Origin of the sequence: Paenibacillus sp. EZ-K15 (genome assembly GCF_002573715.1) — a bacterium.
In the GTDB taxonomy this organism is placed as follows: domain Bacteria; phylum Bacillota; class Bacilli; order Paenibacillales; family Paenibacillaceae; genus Paenibacillus_AQ.
The window spans coordinates 634048-650872 of sequence record NZ_PDHM01000012.1 but is presented as its reverse complement, the minus strand read 5'-3'; the positions used below and the strand labels follow the sequence as shown (position 1 = coordinate 650872).

The 16825-nt window shown below is 49.8% G+C and carries 19 protein-coding genes; 3 read left to right on the top strand and 16 right to left on the bottom strand.

Features of this window, described 5'->3' with window-relative positions; genetic code table 11:
- Position 1: 1 nt before the first annotated feature.
- The 10 genes from spoIIAB to CRG97_RS11010 all read right to left on the bottom strand — a co-directional run bounded on the left by spoIIAB (position 2) and on the right by CRG97_RS11010 (position 7946).
- Positions 2-460 (bottom strand): anti-sigma F factor, encoded by a 459-nt coding sequence (spoIIAB, locus tag CRG97_RS11055; RefSeq protein WP_098742982.1) that lies wholly within the window; start codon positions 458-460, stop codon positions 2-4.
- Positions 457-810 (bottom strand): anti-sigma F factor antagonist, encoded by a 354-nt coding sequence (spoIIAA, locus tag CRG97_RS11050; protein WP_076320918.1) that lies wholly within the window; start codon positions 808-810, stop codon positions 457-459. Before spoIIAA ends, spoIIAB begins: the two co-directional genes overlap by 4 nt.
- Positions 811-898: 88 nt before the next feature.
- Positions 899-2089, bottom strand: a complete 1191-nt coding sequence (locus tag CRG97_RS11045) for a D-alanyl-D-alanine carboxypeptidase family protein (RefSeq protein ID WP_098742981.1) — start codon at positions 2087-2089, stop codon at positions 899-901.
- Between the two features lie 392 nt (positions 2090-2481).
- Positions 2482-3306: a purine-nucleoside phosphorylase gene (locus tag CRG97_RS11040; RefSeq protein WP_076320916.1), complete on the bottom strand. Its 825-nt coding sequence runs from the start codon at positions 3304-3306 to the stop codon at positions 2482-2484.
- Positions 3307-3362: 56 nt separating this feature from the next.
- Positions 3363-4247: a site-specific tyrosine recombinase gene (locus CRG97_RS11035; protein WP_098742980.1), complete on the bottom strand. Its 885-nt coding sequence runs from the start codon at positions 4245-4247 to the stop codon at positions 3363-3365.
- A gap of 42 nt (positions 4248-4289) precedes the next feature.
- Complete coding sequence (locus tag CRG97_RS11030) at positions 4290-4523, bottom strand: YqzK family protein (protein ID WP_098742979.1); 234 nt, start codon at positions 4521-4523, stop codon at positions 4290-4292.
- Positions 4524-4861: 338 nt separating this feature from the next.
- Positions 4862-5326 carry a ferric iron uptake transcriptional regulator gene (gene fur / locus CRG97_RS11025; RefSeq protein WP_006209405.1) on the bottom strand — a complete coding sequence of 155 codons (465 nt, stop codon included), beginning with the start codon at positions 5324-5326 and terminating at the stop codon, positions 4862-4864.
- 109 nt (positions 5327-5435) lie between these two features.
- Positions 5436-6059, bottom strand: coding sequence for a stage II sporulation protein M (gene spoIIM, locus CRG97_RS11020; RefSeq protein WP_076320913.1), 624 nt, complete (start codon positions 6057-6059; stop codon positions 5436-5438).
- Positions 6060-6145: 86 nt separating this feature from the next.
- Entirely contained in the window at positions 6146-7363 is a 1218-nt protein-coding gene (locus CRG97_RS11015; protein ID WP_098742978.1) for an endonuclease Q family protein, read from the bottom strand.
- Position 7364: 1 nt separating this feature from the next.
- On the bottom strand, positions 7365-7946 hold the full coding sequence (locus CRG97_RS11010; RefSeq protein WP_098742977.1) for an NUDIX domain-containing protein: 582 nt from the start codon (positions 7944-7946) through the stop codon (positions 7365-7367).
- A gap of 93 nt (positions 7947-8039) precedes the next feature.
- On the opposite strand from CRG97_RS11010, the gene mciZ reads away from it, so the two are divergent.
- Positions 8040-8198, top strand: a complete 159-nt coding sequence (gene mciZ, locus CRG97_RS11005) for a Z-ring formation inhibitor MciZ (protein WP_098742976.1) — start codon at positions 8040-8042, stop codon at positions 8196-8198.
- 104 nt (positions 8199-8302) lie between these two features.
- A complete protein-coding gene (locus CRG97_RS11000; protein ID WP_098742975.1) occupies positions 8303-9514 on the top strand; it encodes a tetratricopeptide repeat protein in 1212 nt (403 codons plus the stop codon).
- Positions 9515-9593: 79 nt separating this feature from the next.
- On the opposite strand, the gene CRG97_RS10995 is transcribed toward CRG97_RS11000, so the two are convergent.
- Positions 9594-10724 (bottom strand): tripeptidase T, encoded by a 1131-nt coding sequence (locus CRG97_RS10995; RefSeq protein WP_098742974.1) that lies wholly within the window; start codon positions 10722-10724, stop codon positions 9594-9596.
- 113 nt (positions 10725-10837) lie between these two features.
- On the opposite strand from CRG97_RS10995, the gene prli42 reads away from it, so the two are divergent.
- On the top strand, positions 10838-10939 hold the full coding sequence (gene prli42 / locus CRG97_RS10990) for a stressosome-associated protein Prli42 (protein ID WP_098742973.1): 102 nt from the start codon (positions 10838-10840) through the stop codon (positions 10937-10939).
- A gap of 26 nt (positions 10940-10965) precedes the next feature.
- Here prli42 and lipB read toward each other — a convergent pair whose 3' ends face one another.
- The 5 genes from lipB to lpdA form a co-directional block, all read right to left on the bottom strand.
- Positions 10966-11646, bottom strand: coding sequence for a lipoyl(octanoyl) transferase LipB (lipB, locus tag CRG97_RS10985; RefSeq protein WP_098742972.1), 681 nt, complete (start codon positions 11644-11646; stop codon positions 10966-10968).
- Positions 11647-11768: 122 nt separating this feature from the next.
- Positions 11769-13175 (bottom strand): dihydrolipoamide acetyltransferase family protein, encoded by a 1407-nt coding sequence (locus CRG97_RS10980; RefSeq protein WP_098742971.1) that lies wholly within the window; start codon positions 13173-13175, stop codon positions 11769-11771.
- Positions 13176-13192: 17 nt separating this feature from the next.
- On the bottom strand, positions 13193-14179 hold the full coding sequence (locus CRG97_RS10975; RefSeq protein ID WP_098742970.1) for an alpha-ketoacid dehydrogenase subunit beta: 987 nt from the start codon (positions 14177-14179) through the stop codon (positions 13193-13195).
- 3 nt (positions 14180-14182) lie between these two features.
- Positions 14183-15211: a thiamine pyrophosphate-dependent dehydrogenase E1 component subunit alpha gene (locus CRG97_RS10970; RefSeq protein WP_098742969.1), complete on the bottom strand. Its 1029-nt coding sequence runs from the start codon at positions 15209-15211 to the stop codon at positions 14183-14185.
- A 179-nt stretch (positions 15212-15390) separates the two neighbouring features.
- On the bottom strand, positions 15391-16812 hold the full coding sequence (lpdA, locus tag CRG97_RS10965; RefSeq protein WP_098742968.1) for a dihydrolipoyl dehydrogenase: 1422 nt from the start codon (positions 16810-16812) through the stop codon (positions 15391-15393).
- Between the last annotated feature and the right edge of the window lie 13 nt (positions 16813-16825).

Below are 16825 nucleotides of genomic sequence, written 5' to 3'. Positions count from 1 at the left end.
CCTAATTATATAAAGCTTTCTTAGATTCGATCCTCTTTTTCATTTTGATCGACGTACCGTTGCCTGGTTCGCTGACCACTTCAAATTCGTCCATGAAATTTTCCATGATGGTGAATCCCATACCGGATCGCTCCAGCTCTGGCTTTGATGTATAGAGCGGCTGCTTGGCCATTTCCAAGTCTTCGATCCCATGACCGGAATCTTCAATGCACAGCGTAATCATGTCCCCGTCTATGGAGGCTTCAATCTTGACAATCCCTTCCGAATCACTATCGTACCCGTGGATAATGCTGTTTGTGACCGCTTCGGAGACCACCGTTTTGAGATCACTCAGCTCATCCATGTTGGGATCCATCTGGGAGATGAACGCAGCCACTGCGACACGGGCAAAGGATTCGTTTTCCGACTTTGCGGCAAACTGCAGAGTCATAAAATTATGCTGTGCTTTTCCTTCATTCATGACACTACCTCCAAACCCGAGAGTGCCGTGCCCTCGTTCTCATATATCGGCATGATCTTGAACAGCCCCGACATTTCAAGCAAGCGGTAAACCTGCGGCTTGACATCGCATACCGCCATCTTTCCGCCCTTTTGCTTGATGAATTTATAGCGTCCCAGGATGACCCCAAGTCCTGAGCTGTCCATAAAGTCCAAGTCCTTTAAGCTCAGTACCAAGTGCTCTGTTTGACGTCTCTGAATAGCTTCATCCAGCTGCATCCGGACATGATCGGCCGTATGATGATCCAGTTCCCCGGACAGTCGGACGATCAGTACATGCCTGTGATGCTCCATATCAACATGCAGATTCATGTTTGCTCACTCTCCTCCCTGACATGAACAAAGATTTCTACATTTGAAAAAGACATTCCTGCATCCCGACAAAACTAGAAGAAAACTCCTATGAATCTACATGAAACAACTTGCCGGTTGTCCGCTTGAACAGCTTCCAGAGCCCGGCCTTCTTCACCTCGACAGGAGATGTCAGCTCGAACTCCTTCACCACGCGCTCACCTTGATAGACGGTTAGCTTGCCGACGACTTGTCCGGCGGCTACCGGCGCCTTCAAATTTGGGTCCATCTGAATTTCATGACGGATATCCGGACTTTTTACGCCCTTCTTAACCAGCACGCTGTAATCTTTATCCGCTTGAATCGAAATCTCGGGCACGGTTCCCTTCTGGACCTTCACGATACCCAACACTTCACCCGGTTTATAGATGGAATGCATCGAATACTGGGAAAAGGCATAGTCAAACATGCGAGAAACTTCATTGTTCCGCGTCTTCGTATCCGAAGCACCCATAACTACAGCAACAGCGCGCAGTCCGTCCCGTTTGGCCGTTGCCGACAAACAGAACTTGGCCTCTGATGTATACCCGGTTTTCAATCCGTCAGCGCCTGTGTAGAATCGAACCAGCTTGTTCGTATTGACCAGCCAGAACGGTTTGTCCGAATCTTTACGCAAATAATCCTGATAGGCGCCTGTATATTTGGTGATCTGGTCGTATTTCAGCAGCTCCCGGCTCATGACCGCAATGTCGTGAGCCGAAGTATAATGATTCTCAGCAGGAAGGCCGTTGCAGTTCACAAAATGTGTATCCTTCATTCCCAGCTCGGCGGCTTTCTCATTCATCAGCTTCACAAAGGCTTCCTCCGAGCCGGCAATTTTCTCCGCCACTGCGACGGAAGCATCATTGCCTGATGCCATGGCAATGCCTTTGAGCATGTCATCCACCGTCATTTCTTCACCAGGCTCAAGAAAGATCTGGGATCCGCCCATGGAGGCCGCATATTCGCTGGTACGCACCTTATCCGTCCACTGCAATTGTCCTTCGTCGATGGCCTCCATCGTAAGCAACATCGTCATGATCTTGGTGATGCTCGCCGGAGGCAGCTTATCATGGCTGTTTTTCTCGTAAATAATGGTTCCGGTATCCGCATCCAGCAATATAGCAGAACGAGCACCTGGTGCCAGTTCCTCTTGAGATGATCCTTCGCCGGGTTTGCTATTTTCTGCATAACTTGGTACAGCTACACTGGACAACCCTACAAATAGAACCAGAAATCCAGCGATTAACGCTTTTTTCACTTCCATCCCCTCCTGACATTCGTAATGGCATCCCGAAAAGAAACGGGTCTGTTATTCATTGTCGTCAGGATGAAAACAAATTATTCCAGTTTTCAAGGAAATATTATCGCCCTGAACTTAAGGGAGCACAGAATAGCCCCACAAAGTGGAGCCTATGCTTCGATGCTTATTCCAATTACTTTGCGGGGACCCCAATACAATACCCCACAAAGTGGAGCTTATGCTTCGATGCTTATTCCAATTACTTTGCGGGGACCCCAAACACATATAAATGCGAATGCAGAATGGCTTACGCTTCGCTGAAAACTTATACATTCTATAATCTTAAGAAAAAAGACTGGACTCCAGCAGATTTACATCTGCAGGAGTCCAGTCCCTGTACTAGAATGATGTTACATTTTTGGGATAATGGCCATGACAAGCGCAAGGAATTTCTCCCGGACCTTCTCCGCTGTCTCCATAACCTCGTCATGGGATAGCGGTTGATCCAATATGCCGGCTGCCATGTTGCTGATGCAAGAGATGCCCAGTACTTCAAGGCCGGCATGTCTGGCCACAATGACCTCAGAGACGGTGGACATACCAACCGCATCCGCACCGAGCGTACGCAGCATGACGATCTCGGCAGGTGTCTCATAGGTTGGTCCAAGCAGACCTGCATAGACCCCTTCTCTCAGCGCAACGCCTTGACCCACGGCAACTTCTTTTGCCAATTGGCGAAGCTGACGGCTGTAAGCCTGGGACATATCCGGGAATCGTACGCCAAGATCCGGATCATTCGGCCCGATTAACGGGTTGGTGCCTGTCATGTTCAGATGATCGGAGATCAGCATGAGATCACCCGGCTCGAAGGACGTGTTGATGCCGCCGGCCGCATTGGTAACGAGCAGACTCTTCACACCCAGCTCTTTCATGACGCGAACCGGGAAAGCAGTCACTTCCGGACCATAGCCTTCGTACATATGGAACCGGCCCTTCATCAGAACGACAGGTCGATTGTGAATGGTGCCCAGCAGCAATTCTCCTTCATGGCCTTCTACAGTCGATACGGGAAAATGAGGAATGTCCGTGTACGGGATCGAGACCGGATTCTCAATCAATTCCGCCAGAACGCCGAGTCCTGAACCCAAAATCAGGCCGACCTCGGGCTCGACACCCTTCTGTCCGCGTATGTATGCTGCTGCTTCCTTAATGCTTTGCTGATGAATTGAACTCATGTTCATACCTCTCCTAACTGAGAATAAGTTGTAGATCCTAGTAGAGTAGGTCCCGACTAAGATCTCGGGTGATAATGATCGTATACTTCCTTCATGCTTTTCTTGGTCGATTGATACATGCCGGTGGTGGATAATGCCGAGTGACCCAGCATCTCCTGAACCGAACGTAAGTCGGCACCGTTCTGCAGCAAATGAATGGCAAACGAATGGCGAAGGGTATGTGGCGTGATTTCCTCATCGATTTCGGCCAGCTTGCCATACTTTTTAATAATTTTCCAAAATCCCTGCCGTGTCAAGCGCGTACCGAGTGAATTCAGGAATAATGCATCCTCATCAGCATCTCGAATCAGCTCGTCCCGCATATCTTGCATATAAAAAGCCACGCTCTCGGCTGCGATCTGGGTAATCGGAAGAATTCGCTCCTTCCCTCCCGAAACGGCACAGCGCAGGAAGCGCATCTCCATATTGATGTCATGCGTGCTCAAGTTCACCAGTTCCGACACCTTGATGCCTGAAGCATACAGCAGCTCCAGCATCGCTTTGTCCCGGGCCCCCTGAGGGGTTCCGGAATCCGGGGCCGACAGCAGCTTGTCCACCTGCTCAACGGTTAGCGACTTGGGCGGCTTCCGTTCCGGCTTCGGATTCTCCAGCAGCTGGGTCGGATCTTGTCCTATAACGGCTTGACGAACCAAATATTGAAAAAAGGAACGCAAGGACGCCGTGCAGCGAAGCAGACTCGATGCCGCCTTGCCCTGCTGCCTCAGTCTTCCCATGTATAATCCAAGCATTGTTCGTGTTACTTCCTGCGGATGGATAACGTCTCTATCCGCGGCAAAAGCCATGAATCCTTGTAAGTCGGCCCGGTACGATTCAATCGTGCTTCGGGACAGTCCCTTCACGTCTTCCAGATAGGTTACATATTCGTCCAGATATTGTTTCATAATCTTTTTGCTCCTATTCCCGTGTGCCCTTTACATGCCCGATCACTCCCCATACCAGTAGTACAATCGCAGACGTTCCGCCGGTGAATATCGGGAGTCCATGGTGCTTTCGGGCTGAAAAGCCTTAACCGCTTGACCGGAAGGCGCACGATAAGGATCCATTGGGGTCAGCCAATCTCCCACCCATCCCAGCACGAAGTAAAAAAACATCGTCAGAACGGCAAACATCGTAATAAATCGGATCAGTGAGCCTATTTTTCGGATCGATATAATCACTGGCAGCGCCTCTCTTTCATCTTTGCAATGATCACCAAATGAAAGTGGATATTACAGGTATCACTTCACGTAAGCCTATGATACAAGCTGCAGGATTATGACGGCTTTTCACTGATCGTTCTTTAGTCATTGGACATGACCGTTATTGGGATAGAATAAAAAAAACGTCTTCTCGACGTACGTTGATGATGTAGAAAGCTAGATTGTTCTTGCGTGAACGGTACGGATTCGTGCATGTTCCATCTATATTAGGTTACCATCTAAAAAACCCTCCCGGCTTACCGCCGTAGAGGGCTTGCCGTGATGGTCATCACTGCGGTTTGTTGCATGATATAAATTTATGATTTGTCCTGGTCATTCTTGCCCTTCTCTTTGCAACGGTAGCATATACCATGGAAATCAAGCCGATGGTCATGAACGGTAAAGTTGAACTCTCGCTCTAACCGCTCTTCCAATGGACCGAGCCAATCCTCGCGTATTTCATCCATGCTTCCACATTGAGTACATATCAAATGATGATGGTGATGCTTCGAAGTATCCGTCCGTAAGTCATAACGGGCGACACCATCGCCAAAATTTATCTTCTCGACAACATGAAGCTCACTGAGCAGCTCTAGGGTACGGTACACGGTTGCCAGACCGATCTCCGGAGCCTTCTCTTTCACGAGCATAAATACATCCTCTGCGCTAAGGTGGTCGTCTTCATTTTCCAACAATACGCTTACCGTGGCTTCCCGTTGGGGCGTTAATTTGTATCCTTGGGATTGTAGCTGCTGCTTAATTTTGTCGATCCGCGCTTCCATCGTTTCCCTCCCCCTTGGAAATCACTGCACGTTATTGTTCACTTCCTTCATTATAGGGGGATTTGACAAACAAAGTCAAACGGTTTTGCTTTATGGAAAAATTCGCGGATTATAGCAACATTGGCGTGACCCAGCGCATCATGGCTGGGGTTACCCAGGTTTCAAATGAAGCGACTCCGAGCGTTAACAGGACCATGAAAAAGGTCAGCATCGCATACGAAGCAAAGGGCTTTACCATGCTCCCGCCCCGATTCATAATAAATCGGTCCCTGATGATGTATAGAGAGAAGGTTATCGCCGCTACGCTGCACATCATGAGCACGGGGATGATGAGCAAATTTTGCGGCGCAATCGACACCAGGGCGAACAGCAGGCCTTTCCAAGAATACTGTCCGACCAAGTAACCGACCGTAAACCCAATAAGCACTCCTTTTAAGAAGTCCAATATCAATATTCCCGGAAGCCCGATGACGGACAATCCCAGAATCCATATCAAACCAATCCATTTCAGATGAAGGGCTGCGATGCTCCAGTAAGAAGACTGACTCATGGTTTCTCCACCATCCTGCACGTTTACAAAAAAGTGGTTTAAATATCGGGCCATTTCTTGCTGCTGCTCCAATGAAAGTGCATTGACCATTAACGCTCCAAACAGCACCCCAACTAAAAACAAGACGCCTACGAATACATAGAGCATGGTCTGATCTTTAAAGGCTTGGCGGAATGATTGCATAGAATAGAGTCTCCTTTCTGTGTCTCTACTCTACTCTATGACCATCACCCTCCTTGTATGACCTGCAATTGAAAGAGTTGATTGATTTACCGGAGAACCTTTCCGTAAGAGCCTCCGCCGCCATCCGATAAGGACAATGTCCCGCTTCGGGCCATCACAATGCTTGCAGCAAGCCCCTCTCCGGCGACAGCGGCAAGCTCCGCTTCCGTAGCCTGGTGAAGGATTTTCATTTCGGTTCCGAAAGCCCCCAGCAGCTTCGCCATCGCCGATTTGCCCAGGCCCGGAATGAACTCTAGCGGAACCTGATAGTGATATGCCGGTCGGCTTTGCGGTACAACGGGCTCTTTGCGGTCCGCGATGTTCAGAATCCGATCAAACACACCCTGTACCAGCTTGGTACTCCCGCAGAATGGACATCGCACCAATTCATGAATATCGCTGCCTTCATCCAGAATGCTGTCGCAGCCGCTGCAGTAAGTACGATGATATTTTCCAAGTCTGGGATTCAGCCCGTAGTTCGCGCTGATTCTTCTACCGTTACTTGTTCCAAGCGCCTGGCGAAATTCTGCAAATGAAGGCTTTGCCATATCGATTCGGTTGTATTCCCTGCCGATTTTCCCAAGCGAATGCGCATCCGAATTGGTCAGAAAGGAGTAGGCGTCCAGTTCGCTTATCCGCCCTGCCATCGAGGAGTCGGCACTGAGCCCAAGCTCTATGCCCGCAATACCGTTCAGGTCCAGCACCTCGCTCATTCGATCCGCCATGTTGCCGTACAGTCCTTTATGAGGCGTAAAGACATGGGCGGGTATCAACAGCCCGCCGCGGTCTAGTATCTCCTGCTGCAGCTCACGGGGGCTGACATAGATACGCTGCGAACTAAGCTGCACGTTCTTCATATATTTTGCCATCCAGGAAGTGAACTCCTGAATGGTGTTCAGGTCAGGGAAATAGGCCAGCACATGGGCTGCGCCACGGCCGCTTTCGCGAATTTCAATCTCGCTTCCAAGCAAGATCACCGTATCCTGATACGCGATTCCGCCTCCATCGATCTCCTGCATGACGCCGCTGTCCAAACATTGGAGAATATCGTGCTGTACCGAAGGAGAATGGCAATCGATGATGCCAATCATTTGAATGCCTTTCCGCTCCGAGGCCTCCACGGCTATATTTTCAAAGGTCAAATTGTTACTTGCGCTAATTTTCACAGCTTGTCCGCTGCTTGTGCGCCCTATGTGAATATGCATGTCGCAGTAATAGGACTGAAGCTTCTGCCCGGTTGACATGTTCTTTTCAGGCTGCAGCATATCAGATCTTTCCTGTCAGGCTATACATATTCCAAGCATAAACGGCAAGAATGGTCTTCGCATCGCTGATTCTCTCTTCTTGTATGAGTGAATACGCCTCTTCCAGCGAGATTTCCATCATCTCTATAAATTCATCCTCGTCCGGGTTCATGTCGCCGCTGACCAGATCCTCTGCCAAATATAAGTGAATGATCTCATCCGCAAACCCCGGGGATGTATAAAAGGAGTGCAGCTTACGAATGGAACCGCACGTATAACCTGTTTCTTCCTGTAGTTCGCGCTTCGCGGCTTCCAGCGGATCTTCTCCCCGCTCCAGCTTGCCTGCAGGGATTTCAACCTCACAGCGCCCAAGCGGCTGTCGAAATTGATTTACGGCCAACATTTTGTCTCCTTTTAACGCGAGCACTGCTACTGCGCCAGGATGTCTGACAACTTCACGTTTCGCGGTCTGCCCATTTGGCAGCTTCACCGTATCGACCTGCAGTGAAATAATCTTCCCTTCAAAAATCGATTGGGTAGATAGTGTGGTTTCTTCCAGCAATTTATCCGAGGCTTCTCGGTCCTTACTGCCGATATCGCTCACAAAATGACCTCCTTTGTTTAAAAACGGCATGACTGACCATGCTATTGCATAAGGTGTATTATATCAAAATTTCCAAGAAAGAAGGAACTGCCCATGAAAAGCTACAAAGGGGATCATTCAATACATATGGTAGGACAGGCCTGGCAGATACGGATCATGCTGAAGCAGTGGCAACAGCAATGGGGCTCGGAAACGAAAATTATGGATATTATTTCTAAATCTTCTAAAAATATTTACGAAAACAGGACGTGAAATTAGGTCTTTAGACTTGTTTTTCGACTTTTTTCTATTTTTTTTCGAATATGGACCATGACCTTTACACCTATATAGGTGTTATATCATTGGGAGGCTTCGACATGCGACATATACCTATTATTGAAACCGAACCAATTACTAATCCACCTTCAACTGAATATGAGCGCGGAAAGTGGTACAAAAGACGCGGGTATCTTGAGAAGGCGCTAAGGAGCTTCAAGGAAGCTGCACAATCCACTCCAACCGATAAGACGAGCTCGGGATGGAAGGAAGTTGATCTAAGCTGGCTCGAATACGGGTTATTGAGCATGCGGATGCGCTCCTTCGGCAAATCGGAGGAAGCTTTCAGAACCGTCGTACAGCATTCCGGTACCTACGTCCAAGAGGCGCTGAATCAATGGGCCGCACTCCTGCACATGCAGGGGATTTCGGATCAAACGATTGGTGAACGCCTCCTAGAGGAAACGCGAAACTTTCCATCTTCCAACATCATGGTTGGCAAGTCACTATTCTACATCGGAGCTTATACATATGCTGCGCATTGTTTTGCAAAACAGGGGAGTTTATATCCAGATACCTGCATTCAATATGTGACTTGCCTGATCATGACGGGTCAAGTATCGGAAGCCTTGCCGTTCATCGACAGCTACCTTCGCGATTTGACACACCACCTGCGCGAACTGCCTCGACCAAGAACATTTGAAGGGGCTCAGTTGGCCAGAATCAGGCAGCTCTGCGAGTGGAACATAAAGAATTCAATTCCTGACCGATTTATCGTCATGTCGGAAACTTTAGAATTAGCACGCGCTGCTGTATCACTAAATATGATTTCCATAGCCGAACATCTGCTAACCAATAGCGGCGACCATGCTTATTATGCTCTGATCTGTTTTCTTTATGATGAAGGCTACAGAGGACTTGCGATTTCAAAATTAAACCAATTGGAAGCGCTGCCGCTTCAAGATCAAGACAGCCACAGTCTGAAAGTATGCTTTATAGCCGCGGAGAATTTATATGATCAAGGGAGATATGATGAGGCTGCATCTCTGCTTGAGCAGCTTAGACTGGCTTACCCCGGGCGTACAGAGATACGATTCGGCGAAGCCGCTTGTTATTTACAGTCAGCCTTGATCTCCCTCTCTGCCCGCCTTGAGGAGCAATATGCCTCAGCAACGGCGAGGAAAGAGATCGAACAATACCTGGACAACATCAATTCCGCATTGCATGTGGTCGAGAACACGAACTGGCATACCACTTGGTCGCCTGCCCAAAAAAGACGGGAGAACCACTCTCCCTTGTCAACCTTGAATTAATAAACAAATCTAAAAGCCCGCAGCGGATGTAAAACGTCCGCTGCGGGCTTTATGCATTTTCATATGATCTAATGATCGACTAAGCCTTAGCCGTTTCCTGGATGATCCCCACCACGATCTGCGCAGCCTTGATCAAATCAGAAGCTTGAATACGCTCTTGCGTGGTATGAATGTCTTGATATCCAATTGCCAAATTGACGGTTGGAATTCCAAGGCCGTTAAAAATGTTGGCGTCACTACCGCCTCCGGACCGGAACGTGCGGGTTGGCAAGCCCAAGCCGCCGATGGCCCGCTGCGCAAGCTGAACAACCTCATCATGTTCGTTAAAACTGAAGGCAGGGTATACGATTTCGCTAATGAACTCACAATTGGCGTTGTACTCACGAACGGTGGTTTCGAGCGCCTCACGCATATCGTTCACTTGCTTATCCACTTTCTCTTGAACGATACTGCGTGCTTCAGCATCAATCTGAACATGGTCACAAACGATGTTGGTTGCGCCCCCGCCTTGGAACTTGCCGATATTTGCCGTGGTTTCTTTGTCGATGCGTCCCAGCTTCATTTTGGCTATCGCTTTAGAAGCGACCTGGATGGCACTGATGCCATCCTCCGGATTCACTCCGGCATGAGCTGATTTGCCTTTGATGATCATTTTGATTTTCGCTTGGGTCGGTGCGGCGACTGCGATAGATCCTAATTCACCATTGGAATCCAGGGCAAAACCGAGATCCGCATCCAAAACATCAGGGTCAAGCGCCCGAGCTCCCACCAGACCCGACTCCTCACCTACCGTAATGACAAATTGGACTTGTCCATGAGGGATGTTATTTTCCTGGATGACCCGAATACCTTCCAGCAATGCTGCGATGCCCGCTTTGTCATCCGCACCGAGGATGGTCGTTCCGTCACTTCGAATCCAGCCGTCATCACCTAGCGTCGGCTTAATGCCTTTACCAGGCGTTACCGTATCCATATGACAGGTAAATAGCAGCTTAGGCGCTTGCTGGGCCGCCTCGTCCGCTTTCCAGGTAATAATCAGGTTCCCTGCTCCGTGTCCCGTCTTTTCCTTGGCATCATCTTCGATGACATCAAAACCAAGACTCGAAAATTTATGTTTGAGAACGTTAGAGATCTCCTCTTCATGCTTAGTTTCACTATCGACCTGAACCAATTCCATAAACTCTTGGATGATACGCTCTTCTGAGATCACTGGACTTCCCTCTCTTTCGCAGATACGATACAATGTCTTTATATCTATATCTCAATTAAATGATGCTGCTGCATGTATGTTCATCATTAAACCTATTTCAAAGGAGTTACACAATGCAACGTAAAAAGTGGTTTCGAATTGTTATCTATCTCATGCTGATTGCTATGGTCGGATCAACACTGCTGGTTATCCTTGAGCCATTGTTCTTTCGCTGATACTCTGCATTTACGAGCGCCTAAAGTTACAACCAACGAGCCTCATATGGAAATACCCGGGTGAAGAAAGGCACGATCTCCCGGGCTACTTCCTCTACTTCAAAAATCCGCCCCGTGCAGTCCTCCAATGAAGTTACACCGTATTCCTGTATACCGCAAGGAATGATGCCTGCGAAACCCGCGTCTGCGATTCCGGATTTAATATTAAACGCAAACCCATGGCTCGTCACAAATCCGCGATGCTGGCGGCCTTTATTGAATTTAACGCCGATGGCGCAAATTTTCAAATCCCCTACCCATACCCCGGTGTACTCGGGTTTGCGGCCGGCTTCGATGTTGTATGATGCCAGGTAATCGATGATGACCTGCTCCACATCGCGCAGAAATCCATGCAGATTCAAGTTTTTGCCGCCATCCAGCAGTAACAGCGGATACCCGACAAGCTGCCCTGGACCATGATATGTAATGTCTCCGCCACGATCGATTTCAAACAGGCCGATGCCCTGTTTTTCCAATTCCTCTTTGCTTAGGAGCAAGTGCTCCGGATGACGCTGTGACCCCATGGTATATGTCGGAGGATGTTGGAGGAGCATCAATCGCTCGTGCTGCTCTCCCTGATCGATGGCGGAAACATGTTTTTTCTGAAGCTCCCAAGCCATGCCATAATCGACAATCGGCGTGTACGATACATCTAACGGTTTGTTCATGTGCTAACGCCTTCTTTCATAGGGTTCCCACTAACCAATGAATGCTCCTGCGATTGACTTCGGTATGAATGACGTCTGCGAACCTTCTTCCGAAGAATCAGATCCGCAGATCATAGACGAAATTAATAAAGCTTCGTATCTAAGGTATAACCTTCCAGGTTATCTTTAACCCGCTGCAGGAATCTTCCGCAGATTACCCCATCCAAAATCCGATGGTCCAGAGATAAACACAGATTCGCCATCGAACGGACAGCGATCATGTCATTGATAACCACTGGTTTTTTGACAATCGATTCAAACGTCAGAATCGCAGCCTGCGGATAGTTGATGATTGGATAGGACAGAATCGAACCGAAGGATCCCGTATTGTTCACCGTAAAGGTACCGCCCTGCATGTCGTCTAGTTTCAGCTTGCCTTCACGGGTCTTGCGTGCGAGTTCTTCGATTTCTCTTGCCAAGCCGGCAATATTCTTCTGATCGGCACGATGGATGACCGGCGTCAGCACGGAATCCTCTGTTCCGACAGCCAGGGACAGATTGATATCGCGCTTCACGACGATTTTATCCACGGCCCAGAAGGAATTCATGATCGGATAATCTTTAATTGCGTTCACAACGGCTTTCAACAAAAAGGCCAAGTAGGTCAGATTAACCCCTTCCTTGCGCTTGAACTCATCCTTCAGCTGATTACGCAGCAGCACAATGTTGGTCACATCGACCTCAATCATCGTCCATGCATGCGGAATTTCCGTAACGCTTTGACGCATGTTTCTGGCAATGGCATTACGCATCGGCGTAACATCAATAAAGTATTCCGATCTTCCGCCTTCCATTCCTTCCACTTCGATGGTCGGAATTTTCGGCGATTCCGTCAAATGCAGCCCGGAATGACGCACATTCGGAATGGCTGTGCCAAGAGGAGGCGACGGTTCCGTAGGCGTCTGATGCTGCAACCCCTGAAACGGCGAATTCCCACTCGGCTGTACCGCTTCCTTCGGCGCTTGGGAGCTCTGGGCAGGTGCTGCTCCGGCAGGAGTGCTTTGGCCTTGGGCTGCTCCTCCCTTTTCAATATAAGCCAGTACGTCCTTACGGGTGATTCTGCCGCCCATGCCTGTTCCCTGTACTTGCAAAAGGTCAATCTGATGCTCGGCTGCCAGCGTCTGCACAGCAGGCGAATATCGGAAACGCATCGAACCCTCTTCGCTGCCGCTTCCCTGATGCTGACTCACGGGAGCACTTGCTGCTGGCTGTGGCGAAGGAGTTCCACCTTGACCAGAAGCCACAGAGATCCGGCAAATGATCTCGCCAACATTGACGGTCTGGCCCTCCTGGGCAAGAATCTCTCCCATGACGCCGTCCAAGGTGGATGGAATCTCGGCATTGACTTTGTCGGTAATGACTTCACAGATCGGTTCGTACTGCTCGATGGCATCCCCCGGCTTCTTCAGCCACTTGGCAATGGTCGCCGAAACAAGGGATTCCGCTAGCTGAGGCATCGTAACATCGGTCAATTTCTGATTTTCGGACATGCTCACACTCCCTGTTCTTAATAAAGCGCCAATTGACGCATGGATTCTTTGACTTTGTCCTTGTTAAGCATGAAGAATTTCTCCATCGGTGGACTGATTGGCATAGCCGGTACATCCGGACCGCACAAGCGCATGATCGGGGCATCCAGATCATAGAGGCAGTGCTCGGCAATAATCGCGGATACTTCCCCGCCGACGCCGCCGGTCTTATTATCTTCATGAACGATCAGCACTTTACCCGTTGCACGGGCCGCTTCAATAATCGCTTCCCGGTCAAGCGGCTGTATGGTACGCAGATCCAGTACATGCGCGCTAATGCCTTCTTCCTTATCTAGCTCTTCAGCAGCCTGCATCACAAAGTGCAGCGGCAGGCTGTAGCTGATCACCGTAATATCCGATCCTTCGCGCAGCAGATTCGCCTTGCCGATCGGTACAACGTAATCATCGTCCGGTACATCGCCAGTAATCAGCTTGTAGCATTTCTTGTTCTCAAAGAACAATACCGGATCCGGGTCGCGTATCGCGGCTTTCAGCAGCCCCTTCGCATCATAGGCCGAGTACGGCGCAACGATTTTGAGTCCCGGCGTTCCGAAGAACACCGACTCCGGGCACTGGGAATGGTACAACCCCCCGAATATTCCGCCGCCAATCGGTGCACGAATGACGACAGGACAGCTCCAATCGTTATTGGAACGATAGCGGATTTTCGCTGCTTCGCTAATAATCTGATTGGTTGCCGGGAACATAAAGTCCGAATATTGCATCTCGGCAATCGGCTTCATGCCATACATAGCTGCGCCGATAGCCACACCAGCAATCGCGGACTCCGCGAGCGGGGTATCGAGCACCCTCATTTCGCCGAACTGATCCATCAAACCCTTGGTGGTTGTAAATACGCCGCCTTTGACGCCTACGTCCTCGCCTAACACAAATACGGACTCGTCACGCTCCATCTCTTCCTTCATGGCCAGACGAATTGCATCGATATATTCCATTACTGCCATCCTTTACACGCCCCCTTCGTCATCGGCATATACGTGAAGAAGCGTGTCTTCTGGCTTCGGAAATGGAGCCAAGTCTGCAGATTCCGTCGCTTCTTTGATCTCCAGGTTTAATTGTGCGATCAAATCCTGATCGCGTGCTTCGTCCCAGAGCCCGCAGTCGACCAAATAATTCTTAAAGCGGGCGACGCCGTCTTTCTTCCAGTTCTCTTCGACCTCTTCTTTTGTCCGGTACGCCAAATCGTTATCCGATGTGGAGTGTGGAGACAAACGGTACATCATGGATTCGATCAGCGTTGGGCCTTCTCCGCGAATCGCACGTTCACGCGCTTCCTTCACGGCCGCATACACCTCAAGCGCATCGTTGCCGTCTACTCGAATGCCCGGGAATCCATACCCCAGAGCGCGGTCACTTACCTTCCCGCTAATCTGTTTATGAAGCGGCACCGAAATGGCATATTGGTTATTCTCGCACATGATAATGACAGGGAGCTTGTGAACGCCTGCAAAGTTGCAGCCCTCATGAAAATCCCCCTGATTGCTCGAGCCTTCGCCAAACGTAACAAACGATACAAAATCCTTCTTCTGCATCTTCGCCGCCAGCGCGATACCCACTGCATGCGGAAGCTGTGTTGTTACAGGGCTGGAGCCGGTCACAATTCGCAGTCGTTTACTACCAAAGTGCCCCGGCATCTGCCGTCCGCCGCTGTTCGGATCCTCGGCCTTGGCAAAAGCCGACAGCATCAGTTCGCGAGGCGTCATGCCCACTGTCAATACGAATCCATAGTCGCGGTAATAGGGTAAAAAGTAATCCTTCTCCCGGTCAAGGGCAAAAGCAGCAGCAACCTGACATGCTTCCTGCCCGATACCGGATACGTGAAAATTAATTTTGCCCGCACGCTGCAGCAGCAGGTTGCGCTCATCGAATTTTCGCGCCAGCACCATATATTTGTACATGTCTAGCACTTGTCCGTCGGTCAGTCCAAGCTGCTCATGCCTATTGTTGTTTGCCGTAACCGTTTCATGTTCTTTCATGGAGATCCCTCCTTTATGTGAGCCATGACTTCAGGCTTGATCATCGGCCTCATAACATGGGGTTAAAGGGCGTGTTTGATCAAGTATTAAAACCTGGTACTAAGACTTGGCTTAATGTTATTATAATCCCTTTCTCGGCAAAAAGAAATGAGGGATTCCACAAAAGGATGTTCTTATCCCTACAAACCGATGGCTCGTCCATCCACCGCAAGCATCGCTTCGCCGATGATTTCGGATAATGATGGATGGGCATGTACTGCCGCTCCCACTTCCCATGGAGTTGCATCCAGTACTTGTGCCAGTGCCGCTTCGCCGATCAGCTCGGTTACATGCGGTCCAATCATATGCACGCCCAGAATATCCTGCGTCTTCTGATCGGCAATGACCTTCACGAACCCCTCCTTCGTTCCGTGGATCAACGATTTTCCAATCGCCGAGAACAGGAATTTACCGATTCTGATCTCATGTCCGCGTTCTTTGGCCTGCTTCTCCGTCAGTCCGACGCTCGCCACCTCATGCCGGGTATAGATACAGCGAGGAATCCATTCGCTGCGGTAGGCTTCCGTCTTCTCGCCAGCCAGATGGTTCACGGCTGCAATCCCTTCGTGGCTTGCCGCATGAGCAAGCTGAAGACCCCCGATGCAATCGCCGATCGCGTAAATATGGGGCTCCGTTGTTTGCATATTGGCATTTACCACAATGACGCCATTTGCAACCCGAACGTCGGTATTCTCAAGCCCGATATTTTCAGTATTGCCGATTCTTCCGACAGAAAGTAACAGCTTGTCCGCTGACAATGTTCTTGTATCGTCCTTTTGCTCGATCGTGATGGACACACTTTGATTCCGAATCTCACAGCTGTCGGTTTGAAGTGATACGTTGGTGATCACCTCTACGCCTCTGGCGGTGAGCATCTTTGTCAGCTCACGTCCAATCTCCTCGTCTTCGGCTGGCAGCAGATGGGACGAAGCCTCCACAATCGTGACCTGAACGCCAAAATCATTCAGCATCGAAGCCCATTCCACGCCGATTACGCCGCCTCCTACGATGATGATGGATGCAGGAAGCTCATCCAACTGAAGCGCATGGTCGCTTGTTAGTATATGTATGCCGTCAGGCTCAAGCCCCGGTAAGTGACGCGGACGCGAGCCGGTCGCGATGATCAGATGAGTGGGAACCACCGTTTCCATCTCGCCATCCGGAAGCTCAACCGCTACGGCCCCGCTGCGTGGAGAGAAGATGGACGGTCCGATAACTCTCCCTTTGCCCTGCACGACGGTAATTTTATTTTTGCGCATCAAATATTGAACGCCTTGGTGCAGCTTATCGACGATACCGTCTTTGCGCTTCTGCACTTTGTCAAACGATAGCCGGACCCCGTCCGTCTCGATTCCATAGCTCTCGCTATCCTTCATTTCCGCATACAGCTCGGCACTCCGAAGCAATGATTTGCTCGGAATACAGCCGCGGTGCAAGCAGGTTCCCCCCAGTTTGTCCTGCTCGATGATGACCACATTTTTACCGAGCTGGGCTGCACGAATGGCTGCAACATATCCACCGGTTCCTCCGCCAAGAATTGCTACATCACATGTTATCGCCACAAACGGCACCTCC

Coding starts and splice junctions, on each gene's coding strand:
- spoIIAB (WP_098742982.1), bottom strand. CDS start 460: ATGAATGAAGGAAAAGCACAGCATAATTTTATGACTCTGCAGTTTGCC.
- spoIIAA (WP_076320918.1), bottom strand. CDS start 810: ATGAATCTGCATGTTGATATGGAGCATCACAGGCATGTACTGATCGTC.
- CRG97_RS11040 (WP_076320916.1), bottom strand. CDS start 3,306: ATGAGTTCAATTCATCAGCAAAGCATTAAGGAAGCAGCAGCATACATA.
- CRG97_RS11035 (WP_098742980.1), bottom strand. CDS start 4,247: ATGAAACAATATCTGGACGAATATGTAACCTATCTGGAAGACGTGAAG.
- fur (WP_006209405.1), bottom strand. CDS start 5,326: ATGGAAGCGCGGATCGACAAAATTAAGCAGCAGCTACAATCCCAAGGA.
- spoIIM (WP_076320913.1), bottom strand. CDS start 6,059: ATGCAATCATTCCGCCAAGCCTTTAAAGATCAGACCATGCTCTATGTA.
- CRG97_RS11015 (WP_098742978.1), bottom strand. CDS start 7,363: ATGCTGCAGCCTGAAAAGAACATGTCAACCGGGCAGAAGCTTCAGTCC.
- mciZ (WP_098742976.1), top strand. CDS start 8,040: ATGAAAAGCTACAAAGGGGATCATTCAATACATATGGTAGGACAGGCC.
- CRG97_RS11000 (WP_098742975.1), top strand. CDS start 8,303: ATGCGACATATACCTATTATTGAAACCGAACCAATTACTAATCCACCT.
- prli42 (WP_098742973.1), top strand. CDS start 10,838: ATGCAACGTAAAAAGTGGTTTCGAATTGTTATCTATCTCATGCTGATT.
- lipB (WP_098742972.1), bottom strand. CDS start 11,646: ATGAACAAACCGTTAGATGTATCGTACACGCCGATTGTCGATTATGGC.
- CRG97_RS10980 (WP_098742971.1), bottom strand. CDS start 13,175: ATGTCCGAAAATCAGAAATTGACCGATGTTACGATGCCTCAGCTAGCG.
- CRG97_RS10975 (WP_098742970.1), bottom strand. CDS start 14,179: ATGGCAGTAATGGAATATATCGATGCAATTCGTCTGGCCATGAAGGAA.
- CRG97_RS10970 (WP_098742969.1), bottom strand. CDS start 15,211: ATGAAAGAACATGAAACGGTTACGGCAAACAACAATAGGCATGAGCAG.